Raw genomic sequence first — 16,983 nt, forward strand, 5'->3', positions numbered from 1 at the left:
ATAGCGCTCCGAGGAACCTCGCGTGAGGGCCGCGGCATGACGGCGCAGGCGTCGGGCACACCGCCCGGCGGCGCCACCGCCGTGCCGCGGCCCATCACCCGGCAGATCCCGGTGCAGGCGCTGCCGCCCCGCCGGCAGCCGGAGCCCCCGCCGCTGGACAAGCCGGGCCTGAGCGACGACCCCGAGTGGTACCGCAGCGCGGTCTTCTACGAGGTGATCGTGCGCGCGTTCTCCGACTCGTCCGGGGTCGGCACCGGCGATCTGCGGGGCATCACGGAGCGGCTGGACTACCTGCAGTGGCTCGGCGTCGACGCGCTGTGGCTGCCGCCGTTCTATCCGTCGCCGCTGCGCGACGGCGGGTACGACGTCTCCGACTTCACGTCGATCGCCGGGCAGTACGGGTCGATCGCGGACTTCACGGAGCTCATCGAGGCGGCGCACGCCCGCGGCATCCGTGTGGTGGTGGACCTGGTGATGAACCACACCAGCGACCAGCACCCGTGGTTCCAGGCGTCCCGCGCCGACCCCGAGGGGCCGTACGGCGACTTCTACGTCTGGTCCGACGACGCCACCCGGTACGAGGGCGCCCGCATCATCTTCGTCGACACCGAGACGTCGAACTGGACGTTCGACCCGGTGCGCCGCCAGTACTTCTGGCACCGCTTCTTCAGCCACCAGCCCGACCTGAACTTCGAGAACCCGCGCGTCGTGGACGCGATGCTCGACGTCGGCCGGTTCTGGCTCGGTCTCGGGGTGGACGGGTTCCGGCTGGACGCCGTGCCGTACCTGTTCGAGGCGGAGGGCACCAACTGCGAGAACCTCCCGGAGACGCACGCGTTCCTGCGCCGGGTGCGCCGCATGATCGACGACGAGTTCCCAGGGCGGATCATGCTCGCCGAGGCGAACCAGTGGCCGCAGGACGTCGTGGACTACTTCGGCACCCCCGACGAGCCCGAGTGCCACATGTGCTTCCACTTCCCGGTCATGCCGCGGATCTACTACGCGATGCGCGACCAGAGGGCCCGCCAGCTCCTCGACATCCTCGCCGACACCCCCGGCATCCCGACGCCGGGCGGGCAGTGGAGCACGTTCCTGCGCAACCACGACGAGCTGACCCTCGAGATGGTCTCCACCGAGGAGCGCGCGGCGATGTACGGGTGGTACGCGCCCGACCCCCGCATGCGCGCCAACGTCGGCATCCGGCGGCGCCTGGCGCCGCTGCTCGACAGCTCCCGCAAGGAGATCGAGCTGGCGCACGCGCTGCTGCTGTCCCTGCCCGGCTCCCCGTGCCTGTACTACGGCGACGAGATCGGCATGGGCGACAACATCTGGCTGCCCGACCGCGACGCCGTGCGCACCCCCATGCAGTGGACGCCTGACCGCAACGCCGGGTTCTCCACCGCGGACCCGGGCCAGCTCTACCTGCCGCTGGTCCAGTCGCTCGTCTACCACTACGAGCACCACAACGTGGAGGCTCAGCTTGCCCAGCCGTCCAGCCTGCTGCACTGGGTGCACGGCATGCTCGCGGTGCGGCGCCTGCACCCGGCGTTCGGCACGGGCACGTTCGTCGTGCACGACGCCGAGGACGAGGCCGTGCTCGTCTACTCCCGGACCGTGCCCACCGAGACGCTGCTGGTGGCGGCCAACATGTCGGCCACGGCCCGCTCGGCCCGCGTCCACCTGCCGGGATACGAAGGGTGGTCGCTGACGGACCTCTTCGGCGGCGGCCGGTTCCCGCCGGTCGACGCCGACGGGACGGTCACGATGACGTGGGGGTCGCGCGACTTCTTCTGGCTGCTGCTGACCCCGCCGCCCGCCTCGCCGTCGACGGCCCCCGCGCCGCCGACCTCGGCGACCCGGCCGACCTGGGGCGGCGACCTGTAGTGCCCGCGGTGCGGCCCGCCGCCCAGGGACCCGACCCGAGCGTCGGCGACCTGCTCGCGGCGTGGCTGCCCGGCCGCCGGTGGTTCCCCGGCGGGCACGGCGTGCGGGCCGAGCCCTGGCTGGCGGTGACGTTCGACGACCCGGCCGCGGCGGCCGACGTGGTGGTGCTGCTGGTGCGCCTGGTCGGCGGGTCGCTGCCGGGCGGCCGGATGGTGGCGCAGGTGCCGCTCGTCCTCGGGCCGCCGGGCGACCACGGGCCCGGGTTCATCGCCGTCGTGCGCACGGCCGCCGGCGACGTGGCCGTGCACGACGGCGCGGCCCACCCGGCCGGCTGGCTCACGATGCTGCACGCCATGGGCGCGACGGGCGGGCGGCCGGACGACGCCCTCGTCGCAGGCGGGCGGGTCGTCGCCGGTGAGCAGTCGAACACGAGCGTCCTGCTGCCCGGCGTGCCCGCGCCCGGCGGCGCGGGCGCGATCCTCAAGGTCCTGCGCACGGTCGCGCCCGGGCCGCACCCCGACGTCGTCGTGCCGCAGGCGCTGACCCGGGCCGGGTGGGACGGGGTGCCGCGGTTCCTGGGCGCGCTGGAGGTCGAGACGCCGCCGTCGGTCGCCCTTCGACAGGCTCAGGAACCGCCTGTCGAGACCACGACCAGGTTTCGACAAGCTCAACCGGCGGGTGGGAGCACGGCGCTCGCGATCCTCTCCGAGCTGGTCCCGGACGCCGACGACGGCTTCGAGCTGGCCTGCGACCATGCCCGCCGCGGCGAGTCCTTCGCGCACCTGGCGGCCGACCTCGGTCGCGTCGTCGCCGAGCTGCACGCGGTGCTGCGCCAGGCGATGCCGCCCGGGCCGCCGCTGGACCCCGAGGCGTTCGTCGCCGCGCTGCGCCGCCGGGTGGCGACGGCGGTCGCGGAGGCCCCGTCGCTTGCGCCTCGCGCCCCGCAGGTGGCCGACCTCCTCGACGACCTGCACCGCCGCCTGCCCCCGCTGCGGCTGCAGACGATCCACGGCGACCTGCACCTCGGCCAGGCCCTGCACGGACCGAGCGGCTGGCGGCTGCTCGACTTCGAGGGCGAGCCGCAGCGCCCGGTGGCCGAGCGCGGCGCCCCCGACCTGCCGCTGCGCGACGTCGCGGGGATGGTGCGGTCGTTCGACTACGCCGCCGCGGTGGGCGGCGCGCCCGACCGGCCCGGATGGCGCGCCGAGGCCGCGCACGCGTTCCTCGCCGGCTACCGGGCGTCCGCCCCGCCGTCCGGGATGGACCCGCCGACGGCGGACGTCGTCCTGCGCGCCCTGGTGCTGGACAAGGCGCTGTACGAGGTCGTCTACGAGACCCGGCAGCGTCCGGACTGGGCGCACATCCCCCTGGCCGCGGTGGACCGGGTGCTCGACCGGACCCGGTGACCACCGGTGCCGCGCCAGTCACCCCCTGCCGGCGCCCCGCGGGCCGCGCGCGTCGGCACGCGACGCGGGGGCGTCCGTGGAATCGTGAGCGCATGACGCCGTCGCCGCCGCCCGTGGACCCGGAGGTGCTCACCGCCGTCGCGCAGGGCACCACGCACGACCCGCACGCCGTGCTGGGGCCGCACCTGCTCGACGCGGACGCGGGGGCCGCCGCCGGCGGTCCCGGCACGTCCTGGGCGGTGGTCCGCGTGCTGCGGCCGCTGGCCGACGAGGTGGTCGTCACGACGTCGGACGGCGAGTTCCCGGCGACGCACGACGCCGCGGGCGTATGGGCCGCCGTCGTGCCCGCCCCCGCGGACGACGCCGGGCGGCACGCGCCCGACTACCGCGTGCGCACCCGGTACGCCGACGACGTGCAGACCGCCGACGACCCGTACCGGTTCCTGCCCACCCTCGGCGAGGTCGACCTGCACCTGATCGCCGAGGGCCGGCACGAGGAGCTGTGGCACGTGCTCGGCGCCAACCCGCGCCGATACCCGAGCGCGCTCGGCGACGTCGCCGGCACGGCCTTCGCGGTGTGGGCGCCGAACGCCCGCGGCGTGCGGCTCGTCGGCGACCACAACCGGTGGACGCCGGTGCACCCGATGCGCTCTCTCGGCTCGAGCGGGGTCTGGGAGCTGTTCGTCCCCGGCGTCGGGCCGGGCACCCGCTACAAGTTCGAGGTGCTGGGCGCCGACCGGGTGTGGCGGGCCAAGGCGGACCCGCTGGCGCGCGGCACGGAGGTACCGCCCGCCACGGCGTCGGTCGTCGTGGGGTCGGAGCACACCTGGGGCGACGGGGAGTGGATGGCGGCCCGGGCCGCGCGCGACCCGCACGCCGGCCCTCTCAGCGTGTACGAGGTGCACCTCGGCTCCTGGCGCCCGGGGCTGGGCTATCGGGAGCTCGCGGAGGAGCTCACCGCGTACGTCGTCGAGCAGGGCTTCACGCACGTCGAGCTGATGCCGGTCGCCGAGCACCCGTTCGGCGGGTCGTGGGGCTACCAGGTGACGAGCTACTACGCCCCCACCGCCCGGTTCGGCCACCCCGACGACTTCCGGTACCTCGTGGACCGCCTGCACCAGGCGGGCGTCGGCGTCGTCCTGGACTGGGTGCCCGCCCACTTCCCGCGCGACGAGTTCGCCCTCGCCCGCTTCGACGGCACCCCCCTCTACGAGCACCCCGACCCCCGCCGCGGGGAGCAGCCCGACTGGGGGACGTACGTCTTCGACTTCGGCCGCAACGAGGTGCGCAACTTCCTCGTCGCCAACGCCACCTACTGGTTCGAGGAGTTCCACGCGGACGCCCTGCGCGTCGACGCCGTCGCGTCGATGCTCTACCTCGACTACTCCCGCAAGCCCGGCGAGTGGGCGCCCAACGTCCGCGGCGGCCGGGAGAACCTCGAGGCGATCGCGTTCCTGCAGGAGGCCAACGCGACCGCCTACCGGCGCAGCCCCGGCGTCATGCTGATCGCCGAGGAGTCGACGGCGTATCCGGGCGTCACCGCGCCGACCGACGCGGGCGGCCTGGGGTTCGGCCTGAAGTGGAACATGGGCTGGATGAACGACGGCCTGCGGTACGTCGCGCACGACCCGGTGTACCGGCGGTACCACCATCACGAGCTGACGTTCTCGCTGGTGTACGCGTTCTCCGAGCAGTACGTGCTGCCGGTCAGCCACGACGAGGTGGTGCACGGCAAGGGCTCGCTGCTGCGCAAGATGCCGGGCGACCGGTGGCAGCAGCTCGCAGGGGTGCGCGCCTTCCTCGCGTACCAGTGGACGCACCCGGGCAAGCAGCTGCTGTTCATGGGGTGCGAGCTGGCGCAGGACGTGGAGTGGGACGAGTCGGCCGGCCTGGACTGGTGGCTGCTCGACCGCCCGGCGCACGCCGGCGTGCAGCGCCTCGTGCGCGACCTCAACGCCCTCTACCGTGCCACCCCGGCCCTCTGGGAGCTGGACTTCGAGCCCGCGGGCTTCGAGTGGCTCGACGGCGACGACGCGGACCACGACACGCTCTCGTACGTGCGGCGGGACCGCGCCGGGAACCCGGCCGTCGTCGTGGTGAACTTCGCCGGCACCCCGCACGAGGGCTACCGGCTCGCCTTGCCGGACGGCGGCGCCTGGGACGAGACGCTCAACACCGACGCCCGCGACTACGGCGGGTCCGGCGTCGGGAACCTCGGCCGCGTGCAGGCGCAGCAGGTGCCGTGGAAGGGCCGGGCGCACTCGGCTTCGGTGCGGGTGCCGCCGCTCGGCGCGCTGATCCTCACGCCCGCCCGTTGAGCCCGTCGGTCGAGCCTGTCGAGACCCGGGTCTCGACAGGCTCGACCGACGCGGCCGACTCGACCGACGGGCCCGATCAGTAGAGGCTGATCGCGAGGCGCTGGCGCGCCTTGATGACGCGCGGGTCGGTGGGCCCGACCACCTCGAAGTACTCGACGAGCCGCACCCGGAGCTTCTCCTTGGCGTCGGCGTCGGCGCCACCGAGCAGCTCGAGCAGGCGCGCGAAGGCGTCGTCGACCTTGCCGCCGAGCATGTCCATGTCGGCGACGGCGAGCTGCGCGTCGACGTCGCCCGGCGCGTCGGCCGCGGCCGCGCGCACGGCCTGCAGGTCGGCGTCGCGGGTGCGCTGCATGAGCCGCACCTGGGCGAGCCCGGCGACCGCCTGGGCGTCCTTCGGGTCCTGCTTGATCGCGGTGGTGTAGGCGGTCGCGGCGGCGTCGAGGTCGTCGCGCTCGATCGCGTCGTACGCCTCCTGGTGCAGCGGCGGCAGCGGCTCCTCGGCGGGTTCCGGCTCGCCCTCGGGCTCCGCCGGGCCGTCGCCGCCCTGGGCCGGCGCGCGGCCGGTGACGCCGTTCTGCTCGGCCGCGGCCAGCACCTGGTCGAGCACCCCGCGGACCTGGTCCTCCGGCGCCGCGCCCTGGAACAGCGGCAAAGGCTGCCCCTGCAGCACCGCGACGACCGTGGGCACGCCCTGGACCTGGAACGCGGCGGCGACCTGCGGGTAGGCCTGCGCGTCCAGCCGCCCGAGCAGGAAACGGCCCGCGTACTCCTCCGCCAGCCTGCCCAGGAGGGTGCCGAGCTCGGCGTTCGCCTGGTCGGTCGGGATCCACAGGAGCATGACGACGGGGTACGTCGTCGAGTCCTGGACCACCTGCTGGAAGTTGGCGTCCGTCACGTCGAGGACGTAGCCGCCCGCGGACGGCGCCCCGCCGGGGGCCCCCGGAGGCGGGGACTGCGGGCGGTTCAGCGCCGACAGGTCGACGGCGCCGCGCGTGCTGATGCTCGGCTCAGGAGTGGCGTTGGTCATGAGCGACATCCTAAGAGCGCAGAGGCGTCAGTTGGACGCCGCGGTGGCCACGTGCGAGTACCCGAGCGCGCGCATCTTCTCGTCGGAGCCCTTCGCCGGGACGTAGAGGGCGACCATGTCGGTGTAACCCACCTCGAGCTCGTTCGTGGGGTCGACGTCGCCCAGCAGCGCCTCCTGAGTCTCGGTGAACGGCGGCACCTCGCCCCCCTCCTCGACCGTGAGCGACGACTTGCCGTCCAGGACGCCCATGACGAGCGCGCCGCCGTCGGCCGTCCGCACCGCCCGGACCTCGCCCTTGCGGGCGCCGAACTTCACCGAGTACTCGCCGTCGGCGTCCTCGAAACCGGGCGTCTCGCGGACGTTCTTCGCGTCGGTCTGCACGCGCGACACCAGGTCCCCCTCGGGCAGCTCGAAGCCCTTGGCGAACGACGACTTCTCCGAGCCGAGCGTCACCAGGTCCGCGTACTGCGCGAGCGCGTCCGCCGGGGTCGCCACCAGGGAGTCGTCGTCGGCCGCGACCGCCTCGCTGCCGATGCCCGTGTCGGCGAACGCCGGCATCACGACCTTCGGGATCAGCTGCACCCAGGCCCACATCCGGTACTCGCCGCGGGCGGAGTCCTGGTCGAGGGCGACGAGTCGCGGGGTGAGGAAGTCCTCCGTCTGCTCCGTGATCGAGAAGCTGGTGCGCGGCCACGTCTCGGTCGTCGGGATGATCATCTGCTGGGACGCGCTCGGCACGTCGGTGACGAACTCGTCGTTGTCGAGCTCCTCGGCGACGTGGAGCTGGCTCTTGCGCACCTCGAGCGCCGGGCCGGTCACGCGCGGCTTGAGCGCCGACGGCTGGCGCTTCTTGTCCGCCTCGCCCAACGTCGTGGCGACGGCGTTCAGCACCTCGGTGTTCTGCTCCTTCGTCAGGACCGGGCCCTCGAAGGGCTCGCCGGCCTGCGGCTGCGGCAGCTCGTCCGCGCACCCCGCGAGGAGCGCGGCGGACACGACGACGGCGCTCGCGGCCGCGAGGCCGCGGCGGGTGGTTCGGCGGTTCATCGGTTCTCCCCGTCGGTCGTGGTCGCGTCGTGGGTCGTAGCGGTGCCGGCGGCACCCGTCGCGCCCTGGCCGAACCCCCAGGTGGCCCGCCACGCGGCGGCGCGGCCGGCCGGCGTCGACAGGTCGTGGGCCTCGGCGCTCTCGGCCGGGGTCGCGGGGTCGGCCGGCGACTGCGGCCGCACCGCCGGGATCGACCCGGTGATCGCACGCAGCATGCGCGTCATGCCGCCCTGCTCGGCGGCCCGGCGCGCCTCCTCCTGGGCCCGCAGCTCCCGGCGGGACAGGTACGGCGCCGAACCGGTCGCCGGTCGCGGCTCGGGAACCGGCAGCGCCGGCTGCGGGGCCACCGTCCCCGACGGGGTGCCGGGGGTCGCGGCGGACGCCGGCACCCCCGCGGGCGCGGGCTCGGCGGCGGTCGCGTCCGCGGCGTGCGCGTCGGCGGCGTCGGCATGCGCGTCGGCGACCACGGCGTCGGGCGCGTCCGTGCGGCGACGGGAACGGCGCAGCAGGCGGCCCGCGAGCGGGACCTCCGCGGTGCCCGAGGAGTCGGCGCCGTCGGCCCGGTCGCCCGGGCCGGCGGACACGGCCTCGTCGGACACGGCACCGTCGGACACGGCGGGAGGGAGCGTCGTCGTCGCGGCAGCGGCGGGCGCCGCGGCGCGCACGGGGGCGAACGGGTTGGTGCCGTCGCTCGCCGGGGTGGCGCCGTCGTCGGGCGAGCCGGAGGTCGCGCCGTCGGGCTCGTCCGTGCCGGTCGGCCCGGACGCTAGCGACGCGCCACCGCGCGGGCCGTCGTCCTTGCGCGAACGGCCGCGGCGGACGCCGACGACGAAGAGCGCGAGCCCGACCAGCACGAGCACCACGCCCGCGCCCACGGCCGGCCACAGGTACGGCGTGGCGACGGCGCGGGGCCAGGTGAGCTCCAGGGTCGGGGCCTGCGCGTCCTCGCCCACCCCTGCGGCGAGCAGCGTCCAGCGGCCCGGCTGGTCGCTCCAGCGCAGGGTGGCGGTGCCGTCCTCGGAGGTCTCCGCGATCCACATGTCGGAGCCCGCGGGGTTCGCGCCGCTCGGCGCGGCCTCCTCCTCACCGTCGGCGGGCGCGGCCTGGCCGGCCTCCACGGTGAGCGTGTCCCAGTCCTGAAGACCGGTGACGCGCGAGTACGGGTCCTTGCCGACCCAGCCGAGCACGTCGACGTCGCGACCGACGACGACCGTCACCGGCTGCCCCTCGGGCGCCGTGGCGGTGACGGTCACGTCGCCGCTCACCAGACCCAGGACTCCGGGGTCGGTGACGACCATCGTGCCGTCTCCGACCGGTTCGGCCGTGGCGACCACCGTGTCGGAGTCGCGCCAGACCGTGGCGGAGGCGACTCCGAGCGCGACGGCGACCAGTCCGAGGAGGACCAGGACACCGCCCAGAATGCGTTGCAGCACCGAGCTTCCCTTTCGACGAGGACAGTCCAGCATAGGGACGGCGCCGGGCGGTCCGTCCACGGGCGGCAGGGCACGAGGGGCGGTTCACGAACCCTTCACACCTCGCGTACGAGCGCCGCGCCGCACCGGCGACGGGCCGCCACATCCGGCCTTCCTGCCTCGGGCCCGGCCCGCCGCAGGTGGCCCCGACCGTGCACGGTTCGCCCGTAAGGGGAAGAATGTCACGAGTATCGGGCGCCCCGGTCCCGCCACTATCCTGACGTGGCCGGCGCACCCACCACCCACGGAGGTCTGCACGTGTCCGACGAGCGCACGCTCTTCCCGATCACCATGCGCGGTTACGACCGCGTCCAGGTGGAGAGCCATGTCTCCCGCCTCGAGCAGGCGCTCGAGGAGGCGCGTCGCCTCGTGGAGGCCACGGACGGCAGGGCGATGCAGCTGTCGTCCGAGCTGGCCGAGGTCCAGCGTCAGCTGCGCGAGAACGAGAAGCCGTCCTACGCCGGGCTCGGGGCCCGCGTCGAGCGGCTGCTGCGCTCCGCGGAGGAGCAGTCGGCCGAGGTCCTCACCCAGTCCAACCAGCAGGCCGCGGACATCATGGCGCGCGCCAAGCTGTCGGCGGGGCAGGTCCGCGCCCGCGCGGAGTCCGAGGCCTCCGAGCTGCTGGGCAACGCCCGCCGGGAGGCCGACGAGATCCGTTCCACCACCGCGTCCGAGGCCGAGGGCACCCTCCTCGCCGCGCAGCGCCGCGCCGAGGAGCTGGTCGGCTCGGCCGAGCGCGAGGCCGCGCTCATCACGAGCACGCTGAGCGCCGAGGAGAGCGAGCGGCGAGCGACCCTGGAGCGCGAGATCGGCGTCCAGCGCTCGACCGCCGAGCGCGAGACCACGGAGCTGCGGGTCGTCACCGAGCGCGACACGGCCCAGCTGCGCGCCCACGTGTCGGCCGAGTCCGCCGCCATGCGCGAGGAGGCCGAGCGCGAGTCCAACGACCTGCTCGAGCGCACCCGCCGGGAGGCGGCGCGCATCGTGGCCGAGGCCAAGCACCAGGCCGCGGAGGCCGCGGACGCCGTGACCGCCGAGCTGCAGCAGCTCCGCGAGCAGGCCCGCGCCGCGCTCGCCGACGCCGAGCTGGAGATCGCGCAGCGGCGCGAGCAGGTCGAGCACGAGGCCGCGGCACGGCACGAGACCGCGCGCCAGGAGACCGACCAGCTGATCCACGCGGCGGAGGAGCACGCGGCAGAGGCCGAGAAGCGCGTCGCGCTCGCGCTCCAGCAGGCGGAGAAGGTTCGCGCCGAGTCGGACGCCTACGTCAAGCAGCTCGTCGCCGACGCGCGGCGCGCGGCCGACGGCATCGTCGCCGAGGCGCGCGAGTTCGCCGAGCAGACCGTGGGCGACGCCCGCGCGGAGTCGGAGCACCACCGCACCACCGCCCAGCGTCAGCTCGAGGACCTCACGCGCCGCCATGACTCGGTCAACTCCTACCTCGAGGAGCTGCGCGGGCTGCTCGGTGCGGAGCAGCCGGCCAAGGCCGCGCCCCGCTCGGCCCCCGCAGAGGAGGCGCCCGCGGCGCCCGAGCCGGTCCAGGAGGCGCAGCCGGCAGCCGCGCACGTGCCGGACGAGCAGCCCGCCGAGGACCCCGGCGACGCCGAGCGCGATGCGCAGCCCACCGAGGACGCCGCCGAGGACACGACGGCGAGCGCCGACGAGGACGTCCCGGCGCCTTCGAAGGCCTGAGCCCCGACCGCCGACCCCCGTGGCCGCCGGTCAGTACTGCCAGTACTGACGCGGCCACGGGGGTCGCGTCGTCCGCTCGGCCACGCGCCGGTGCAGCAGGGCCAGGGCGGCGGCCACCGAGGCCGGGTCCTCCACGGCGCTCATGTGCCCGGTCGCAGGGACCACGGTGAGCGCGCCGTCGCGGGCGGCGTGCACCATGTGCTCTGCTTCCACCAGCGGCGTGAGCTCGTCCTCCGCCCCGACGACCACGGCCACCGGGCCGTCGAAGGTCCGCAGCACCTCGGTCCGGTCGGGCCGGGCAGCCATGGCCCGCTGCGCCCACGCCACGCCGGCCGGCGACTGCGCCCTGATCCACGTCTCCATCGCCGGGAAGAGGTTCCGGCGGCGCACCGCGCTCGTCGCGCCGAGCAGCGCGGCCGGCATCCCGAGCACCGGGTCCAGGGTCTGCGCCGTCGCGACGGCGTCCGCGACCCGCAGGCGGTTGGCCCGCGCCGCCGCGGCGTCGGCGGTCGACTTCGTGTCCACGAGCCCGAGGCCGACGACGAAACCCGGATGGCGCTCCGCGAGCGCGAGCGCGACGTAGCCGCCCATCGACAGGCCGACGACGACGGCGTTGCCCTCGCCCTCGTCGCGCAGCGTCGCGTGCACCGCGTCGGCGGCGTCCTCGAGCCGCGGCGCCATCCCGGACAGCTCGGAGTGCCCCTGGCCCGGCAGGTCCACGCCGATCGCGCGGATCCCGGCCGGGAGGGCCTGCGCGGCGGCGGCCCACATGCGGTGGTCCAGCGGGAAGGCGTGCAGCAGCACGAGGGGCGTGCCTCCGCCGTCGTGCAGCGGAAAGGTCGCCAGGGCTGCAGAGGTGGTGGTCATCGTCGACTCCTCGCCGGTGGGTGGGTCAGGTCGTGGGGGCGGGTGCCGCCGCGTGCTGCACGACACCGTCGTAGCGGTTGGGAAGGGGCGGGTGGCCGGGCAGCACGTGCTGCACGACCTCGTCGAGGACGCGGCGCACCGCGGGCTCGCCGACCCACAGGTGCTTGGCGCCGTCGACGCCGATCACCTCCGCCTGCGGCACGCGCGCGAACCGGCTGCGGGCCTCGTCGGGGCGCAGGTAGTCGTCGAGCTCCGGCACCAGCACGACGAGCGGCTTGCCGAACGCGGCCCAGCGGTCGAGGTCGGCGTCCGTCGCCCGGTGCAGCGGCGGCGACAACAGGATCGCCCCCTCGATGCTCGGGTCGGTGCCGTGCTTGAGGATCAGCTCCGTGCCGAAGGACCACCCGACGAGCCATGGCCGGGGCAGCTCGCGGAACTCGGCGAGCTCGATCGCGGCGGCGACGTCGTAGCGCTCCGCCTCTCCCCCGTCGAACTCCCCCTCGGACCGCCCGCGGGGGGACGACGTGCCGCGGGTGTTGAAGCGCAGCACGGCCAGGTCGGCGAGCTCGGGCAGGCGCCAGGCCGCCTTGCGGTAGACGTGCGAGTCCATGTACCCGCCGTGCGTGGGCAGCGGGTGGAACGTCAGCAGCGTCGCGACCGGGTCGCGGTCCGCGGGGAGCGCCAGCTCGCCGACGAGAGCGAGCCCGTCGGCGGTGTGCAGCTCGACGTCCTCGCGCCGCGCGGGGAGCACGGTGAGCGAGCGGATCTGGTGGCCGGAGTCCTGGCCGGCGGGGCTGTCGTTCATCACGACCCAGCCTAGTTCGGCCGCCCGTTCCTGCCCGGCGGCGCGGCCCGCCCGGCGGCGCGGCCGTTCCGCGCCGGTCCGCGCCTTTCAGCGCAGCCGGTCGCGCCGCTCCCAGCAGGAGGAGTGCCAGTGCCGCCGCTCCTCGAGCCCCGCCTGCTCGCCCCCGACGACGTCGCGCGGCCACGCCACGACGTGCGTCGTCCCCGGCGCGACGTCCTGCCGGCACGCAGGGCAGCGGTAGGTCTTGTCCCCGCCGCGCACCGTGCGCACCGTCCACTCGCCGTCGTCGGCGCTGACCCGACGCACCCCGCCGAGGGCACGATCCAGGTCGAGCGGCTGGTGGTCCGCCCCCCAGGGGCGCTTGCGGGACGGGCGACGCGAGGGCATGGCCCCATTGTGGCCCGCGCGGGGCGGTGCCCACGGCGGTCCCGGACGGTTCCTGGACGGGGGGCCTGGACGGGGTGGTCAGGTCGGACCGTTACAGTGGCCCGGTTCGTCTCGCCGACCACGCCCTACACGAAGGATCCTTCCCGTGAAGCTCCGCACGTCCGCCGGCGCCGTCGCGCTGGTGCTGGCCGCCGCCATGACCCTGACCGCCTGCGCCGACGACGGTTCCACCGCCGGCGAGAGCGCCTCGCCGTCCCCGTCGTCGTCGTCCGCCGCCGCCACCGACGTCCCCGAACCCACGAAGGAGGACGTCGCCGCGCTCGAGTCGGTGCAGGTCTCCGGCAAGGCGGGCGAGGAGCCGACGCTGAAGTACGACACGCCGTTCGAGGTCTCCGCGCCCACGTCGCGCGTCGTGGACGAGGGCACCGGCACCGAGCTCACCGAGGGCATGCAGGTGACGATGCAGCACGTCGCGTACGACGCCGAGGCCACCAAGGTCGGCTCGACCTGGGAGCAGGGCGCCCCGACGAGCTTCGTCCTCGGCGACGCGTCCTACGGCATCCTCACCGAGCCGCTGACCGGCCAGAAGGTCGGCGCCCGGCTGCTGGTCGCCAACCCGGTCACCGGCCAGGACGGCACCACGAGCACGTCGGTGAACCTCGTCGAGGTCACCGACGCCAAGACGGTGCCGACGCGCGCCGAGGGCGAGGCCGTCGAGCCGGCCGCGGGCCTGCCCACGGTGACGCTCGACGACACGGGCAAGCCCAGCATCGAGATCCCCGAGGGCTACGAGGCGCCGAAGGAGCTCGTCGCGCAGACCCTCATCAAGGGCGACGGCCCCAAGGTCAAGGAGACGCAGACCGTCACCGCCCAGTACACGGGCTGGACCCTCGACGGCGAGCAGTTCGACTCCTCCTGGGACCGGGGCGCACCGTCGTCGTTCTCGCTGCAGCAGGTCATCGCCGGCTGGACGCAGGGCCTCGCCGGGCAGACCGTCGGCAGCCAGGTGCTGCTCGTCATCCCCGCGGACCTCGCGTACGGCGCCGAGAAGAGCGCCGACAACGAGCTCGCCGGGCAGGACCTCGTGTTCGTGGTCGACATCCTCGCCGCCCAGTGACCTCCGGCGGGTGACGTGCGGCACGCCGCACGACGTCCGCCCAGGTGACGCACCGCCGACGGCGGGTCCCCGGTCCACGGGGGCCCGCCGTCGCGCGTAGGGTCGGGTGCCATGAGCGCAGAGCCCTCCCCGTCGCCGGTGTCCTCGCCCTCGCCCGAGCGCGAGGTCCTCACGTGGACCACGTTCCCGGTCGCGATCCGCGAGCTCGCCGAGCGGGTCGTGGCGAGCGGGTTCGTCCCCGACGTCGTGGTGGCCGTCGCCCGCGGCGGCCTCGTGCCCGGCGGGGCGATGGCGTACGCGCTGGGCACCAAGGGCGTCGGCACGCTCAACGTCGAGTTCTACACCGACATCGGTCAGACCCTCGACGACCCGCGCGTCCTGCCGCCCCTCATGGACACGTCCGACCTGCCCGGGTCGAAGGTGCTCGTGGTCGACGACGTCGCCGACTCCGGCCGCACCCTGGCCCTGGTCATGGACATGCTCGCCAAGCACGGCGCCGAGGCTCGTTCCGTGGTGCTCTACACCAAGCCGCGCACCATCATCCGGCCGGACTACTCCTGGCGGGACACCGACCTGTGGATCACGTTCCCCTGGTCGGCCGAGCCGCCCGTGACCGGCGCTCGATCCGCCGACGTCTGACGCGTCTCAGGCCGCGCGCGCGAAGAGCGCCCGCGCCCGGTCGACGACGAGGTCCGGTCGCTCGTCGACCAGGAAGCGCGACGCACCCGCCGTGGCTCCGCGGTAGTGCGGGGACTCGCCGACGTCGCACACCCAGCGCCTCTCGCCGTTGGCCGCTGGCCGCTGGCCGCTGGCCGCTGGCCGCTGGCCGAGCTTCGCCGCTACGCAGCGGACGGGGCGATGTTGTGGTTCAGGTGGAAGACGTTGTCGGGATCCCAGCCGTCCTTGAGTGCGGTCAGCCGTGCCAGCGTGTGGGCGGGATACGCACGGCGCACCCCGGCACGACCTTCGTCGGTGAGGGCGTTGACGTACGCCCCGCTCGCGTACGGCTCGATCGTCGCGGCGTACCGCCTGGCTGCGGCGAACCGACCGTCGTCCTCGGCGAGGTCGTCCCACCGTGACGCGGAGACGAACTCCACGAGCGCGTCGCGGTGGCTGAACGCCGTCTCGTCGTCGCCGACGTCGGCGATCGCCCCGCCGTACGCCTGCAACGACGCGTTGGGGATCAGGTCACCGGACCCGTCGGGAGTACCGCGCAGGAGGAAGGCCTCGATGGCGTCGTCGGGCAGCGCGCGCAGGTAGTGGCCCTTCCAGTAGCGGCGCAGCCGGTGGCGCTGGTCGGTGTCGTCGACACGCTGCAGGTCGACGTACGAGCGCTCGGCCACGCTCCGATCGGTCGGGGTGCCCAGCGCGCCGAGCTCCCGCTGCAGGTCGCGGGCGCCGGCCGGATCGCCGACCCACACGAACCCGAGGCCGACACGGGGCCGGCCGGCCACGGTGGTCACCGACGCCGTGAAGGTGGCCTGCCGCGGTGCCACCTCGTTGAGGTCGCGCCAGACCTTCATCGCCTGCACCGCGTCGTCGAGGGCGAACCCGTGGTCGACGACGAAGGTCCGGCCGGCGACCGGGTGCAGGCGGAACGCGAACTCCGTCACGACGCCGAAGTTGCCGCCGCCACCACGCAGGCCCCAGAAGAGCTCGCTGTTCTCAGACGTGCTGGCGACGACGGTCTCGCCGTCCGCGGTCACGACCTCGAACGACTCGACGTTGTCACAGGTCAGTCCGTGCTGTCGGGCCAGCCACCCCATGCCGCCGCCGAGGGCAAGCCCGCCGACCCCGGTGTGCGAGACGTTGCCCGCGGTCGTCGCGAGCCCGTGCGGCCCCGTCGCCCGGTCGAGCGCGCCGAGCAGAGCCCCGCCCTGGACCCGGGCGCGCCGTGCGGTCGGGTCCACCGTCACGGCGCTCATACGGGAGAGGTCGATCATCAACCCGCCCTCGGGAACGGCGTGGCCGACGACGGAGTGGCCTCCGCACTTCACGCCGATCTCGAGGCCGTGGTCCCGGGCGAGGCGGACCGCGGCGGCGACGTCGTCCCGGCTGGCGCACCTCACGATCACGGCGGGCCGCCGATCGACCATCGCGTTCCAGAGGGAGCGGGCCGCGTCGTACCCCTCGCGCCCCGGCAGGACGACGTCCCCGTCGAGGGTGGGCAGGTCCTGGACGAAGGTCTCTGGCTTGCCGTTGCTCATCGGTCGCCTCCCGGGCGCTGCGCCGCGCTGTCGCTGCCAGGGCGTGACGCTCGTCGTCGGCCATGGCCTCGTTCACGAACCAGACCACCACGGCCGGTGAGACTCATCGGTCCGAACGGACGACGTGCGCACGGGACAGCTCGATCGCGACGAGCCGACGTGCTGGTCGGCGCCTTGCGCGCCCTCGCCCTCCCTCGATGGGCTGCTGGGCGTGGTTGGGTGATCGTCATGGACGCGAAGGGATGGGAGCTCGAGGTGGACCACGAGCAGTCGATCTCCGGGTTGGCGATGATGCGTGATGCCCTGCTGGCACCGCTGGTCGATGCCGATCTCGAGCAGCAGCTCGGCGGGTCCAGCCTGACCCTGGGCGAGCTGATCGACGACTGCGCGCAGATGCAGGGATCGTACGTCGAGGCGTTCCGCTCCCTGGCTCAGACCTGGCCCCCATCCCGGCCGTTGCACCGCCACGATGCGACGGTCGAAGCCGTCCGGGATCGATTCGCGACGCTCGATCACGAGCTGCAGCTGGCACTCGCCGGGCTTGCTGGCGAAGACTGGCAGGCCGTCGTCGCGCGCCCGGACGGAACCCGCCGCACGAGGCGCGCGCAGCTGGAGATCTATGCGCAGTTCATGCTCATCTTCATCGCGAAGGCGAGCGTCTACGCGCGCGCGGCCGGCCGGGGGCTGCCGCGGTCGGTGGCGACGTTCGTGGGATGAGGGCTGCACGCGCTCGACGGGTCCACGAGCAACAGCGCCA

15 protein-coding genes are annotated in these 16,983 nt (G+C 74.5%); 7 read left to right on the plus strand and 8 right to left on the minus strand.

Annotated elements, in window-relative coordinates; translation table 11 throughout:
• The first annotated feature begins 36 nt into the window (after positions 1-36).
• From treS to glgB, 3 genes are all read left to right on the plus strand, one after another.
• Positions 37-1,884, plus strand: coding sequence for a maltose alpha-D-glucosyltransferase (treS, locus tag ABD254_RS00845; RefSeq protein ID WP_344244692.1), 1,848 nt, complete (start codon positions 37-39; stop codon positions 1,882-1,884).
• 8 nt (positions 1,885-1,892) lie between these two features.
• Positions 1,893-3,290, plus strand: coding sequence for a phosphotransferase (locus ABD254_RS00850; RefSeq protein ID WP_344244694.1), 1,398 nt, complete (start codon positions 1,893-1,895; stop codon positions 3,288-3,290).
• Positions 3,291-3,382: 92 nt separating this feature from the next.
• Positions 3,383-5,608, plus strand: a complete 2,226-nt coding sequence (gene glgB, locus ABD254_RS00855; RefSeq protein WP_344244696.1) for a 1,4-alpha-glucan branching protein GlgB — start codon at positions 3,383-3,385, stop codon at positions 5,606-5,608.
• A 76-nt stretch (positions 5,609-5,684) separates the two neighbouring features.
• On the opposite strand, the gene ABD254_RS00860 is transcribed toward glgB, so the two are convergent.
• From ABD254_RS00860 to ABD254_RS00870, 3 genes are read right to left on the minus strand one after another with little or no spacing between them, the layout of a single operon-like run.
• A complete protein-coding gene (locus ABD254_RS00860) occupies positions 5,685-6,635 on the minus strand; it encodes a tetratricopeptide repeat protein (RefSeq protein WP_344244698.1) in 951 nt (316 codons plus the stop codon).
• Positions 6,636-6,662: 27 nt separating this feature from the next.
• Entirely contained in the window at positions 6,663-7,679 is a 1,017-nt protein-coding gene (locus ABD254_RS00865; RefSeq protein WP_344244700.1) for a DUF8094 domain-containing protein, read from the minus strand.
• On the minus strand, positions 7,676-9,112 hold the full coding sequence (locus tag ABD254_RS00870; RefSeq protein WP_344244702.1) for a flagellar biosynthesis protein FlhF: 1,437 nt from the start codon (positions 9,110-9,112) through the stop codon (positions 7,676-7,678). Before ABD254_RS00870 ends, ABD254_RS00865 begins: the two co-directional genes overlap by 4 nt.
• Positions 9,113-9,373: 261 nt before the next feature.
• Between ABD254_RS00870 and ABD254_RS00875 the strand changes: the two genes are divergently transcribed.
• A complete protein-coding gene (locus ABD254_RS00875; protein WP_344244704.1) occupies positions 9,374-10,843 on the plus strand; it encodes a coiled-coil domain-containing protein in 1,470 nt (489 codons plus the stop codon).
• 30 nt (positions 10,844-10,873) lie between these two features.
• Here the strand turns inward: ABD254_RS00875 and ABD254_RS00880 are convergent, their stop codons facing one another.
• The 3 genes from ABD254_RS00880 to ABD254_RS00890 form a co-directional block, all read right to left on the minus strand.
• Positions 10,874-11,710, minus strand: coding sequence for an alpha/beta fold hydrolase (locus ABD254_RS00880; protein ID WP_344244706.1), 837 nt, complete (start codon positions 11,708-11,710; stop codon positions 10,874-10,876).
• Between the two features lie 25 nt (positions 11,711-11,735).
• Entirely contained in the window at positions 11,736-12,515 is a 780-nt protein-coding gene (locus tag ABD254_RS00885; RefSeq protein WP_344244708.1) for an alpha/beta hydrolase, read from the minus strand.
• A gap of 87 nt (positions 12,516-12,602) precedes the next feature.
• Positions 12,603-12,902 (minus strand): hypothetical protein, encoded by a 300-nt coding sequence (locus ABD254_RS00890; RefSeq protein ID WP_344244709.1) that lies wholly within the window; start codon positions 12,900-12,902, stop codon positions 12,603-12,605.
• A gap of 145 nt (positions 12,903-13,047) precedes the next feature.
• On the opposite strand from ABD254_RS00890, the gene ABD254_RS00895 reads away from it, so the two are divergent.
• Positions 13,048-14,019: an FKBP-type peptidyl-prolyl cis-trans isomerase gene (locus ABD254_RS00895; protein ID WP_344244711.1), complete on the plus strand. Its 972-nt coding sequence runs from the start codon at positions 13,048-13,050 to the stop codon at positions 14,017-14,019.
• Positions 14,020-14,130: 111 nt separating this feature from the next.
• Entirely contained in the window at positions 14,131-14,658 is a 528-nt protein-coding gene (locus ABD254_RS00900) for a phosphoribosyltransferase (protein WP_344244713.1), read from the plus strand.
• A gap of 6 nt (positions 14,659-14,664) precedes the next feature.
• Here ABD254_RS00900 and ABD254_RS00905 read toward each other — a convergent pair whose 3' ends face one another.
• Together ABD254_RS00905 and ABD254_RS00910 are read right to left on the minus strand one after the other, a co-directional pair.
• Positions 14,665-14,790 (minus strand): hypothetical protein, encoded by a 126-nt coding sequence (locus ABD254_RS00905; protein WP_344244715.1) that lies wholly within the window; start codon positions 14,788-14,790, stop codon positions 14,665-14,667.
• 68 nt (positions 14,791-14,858) lie between these two features.
• The gene (locus ABD254_RS00910) at positions 14,859-16,226 is read right to left on the minus strand and encodes an FAD-binding oxidoreductase (protein WP_344244717.1); all 1,368 of its coding nucleotides are present in this window, start codon (positions 16,224-16,226) and stop codon (positions 14,859-14,861) included.
• 219 nt (positions 16,227-16,445) lie between these two features.
• On the opposite strand from ABD254_RS00910, the gene ABD254_RS00915 reads away from it, so the two are divergent.
• Positions 16,446-16,943 carry a DinB family protein gene (locus tag ABD254_RS00915; protein WP_344244719.1) on the plus strand — a complete coding sequence of 166 codons (498 nt, stop codon included), beginning with the start codon at positions 16,446-16,448 and terminating at the stop codon, positions 16,941-16,943.
• The last annotated feature ends 40 nt before the right edge of the window (positions 16,944-16,983 follow it).

Source organism: Isoptericola hypogeus (genome assembly GCF_039531145.1).
Lineage (GTDB): Bacteria > Actinomycetota > Actinomycetes > Actinomycetales > Cellulomonadaceae > Isoptericola > Isoptericola hypogeus.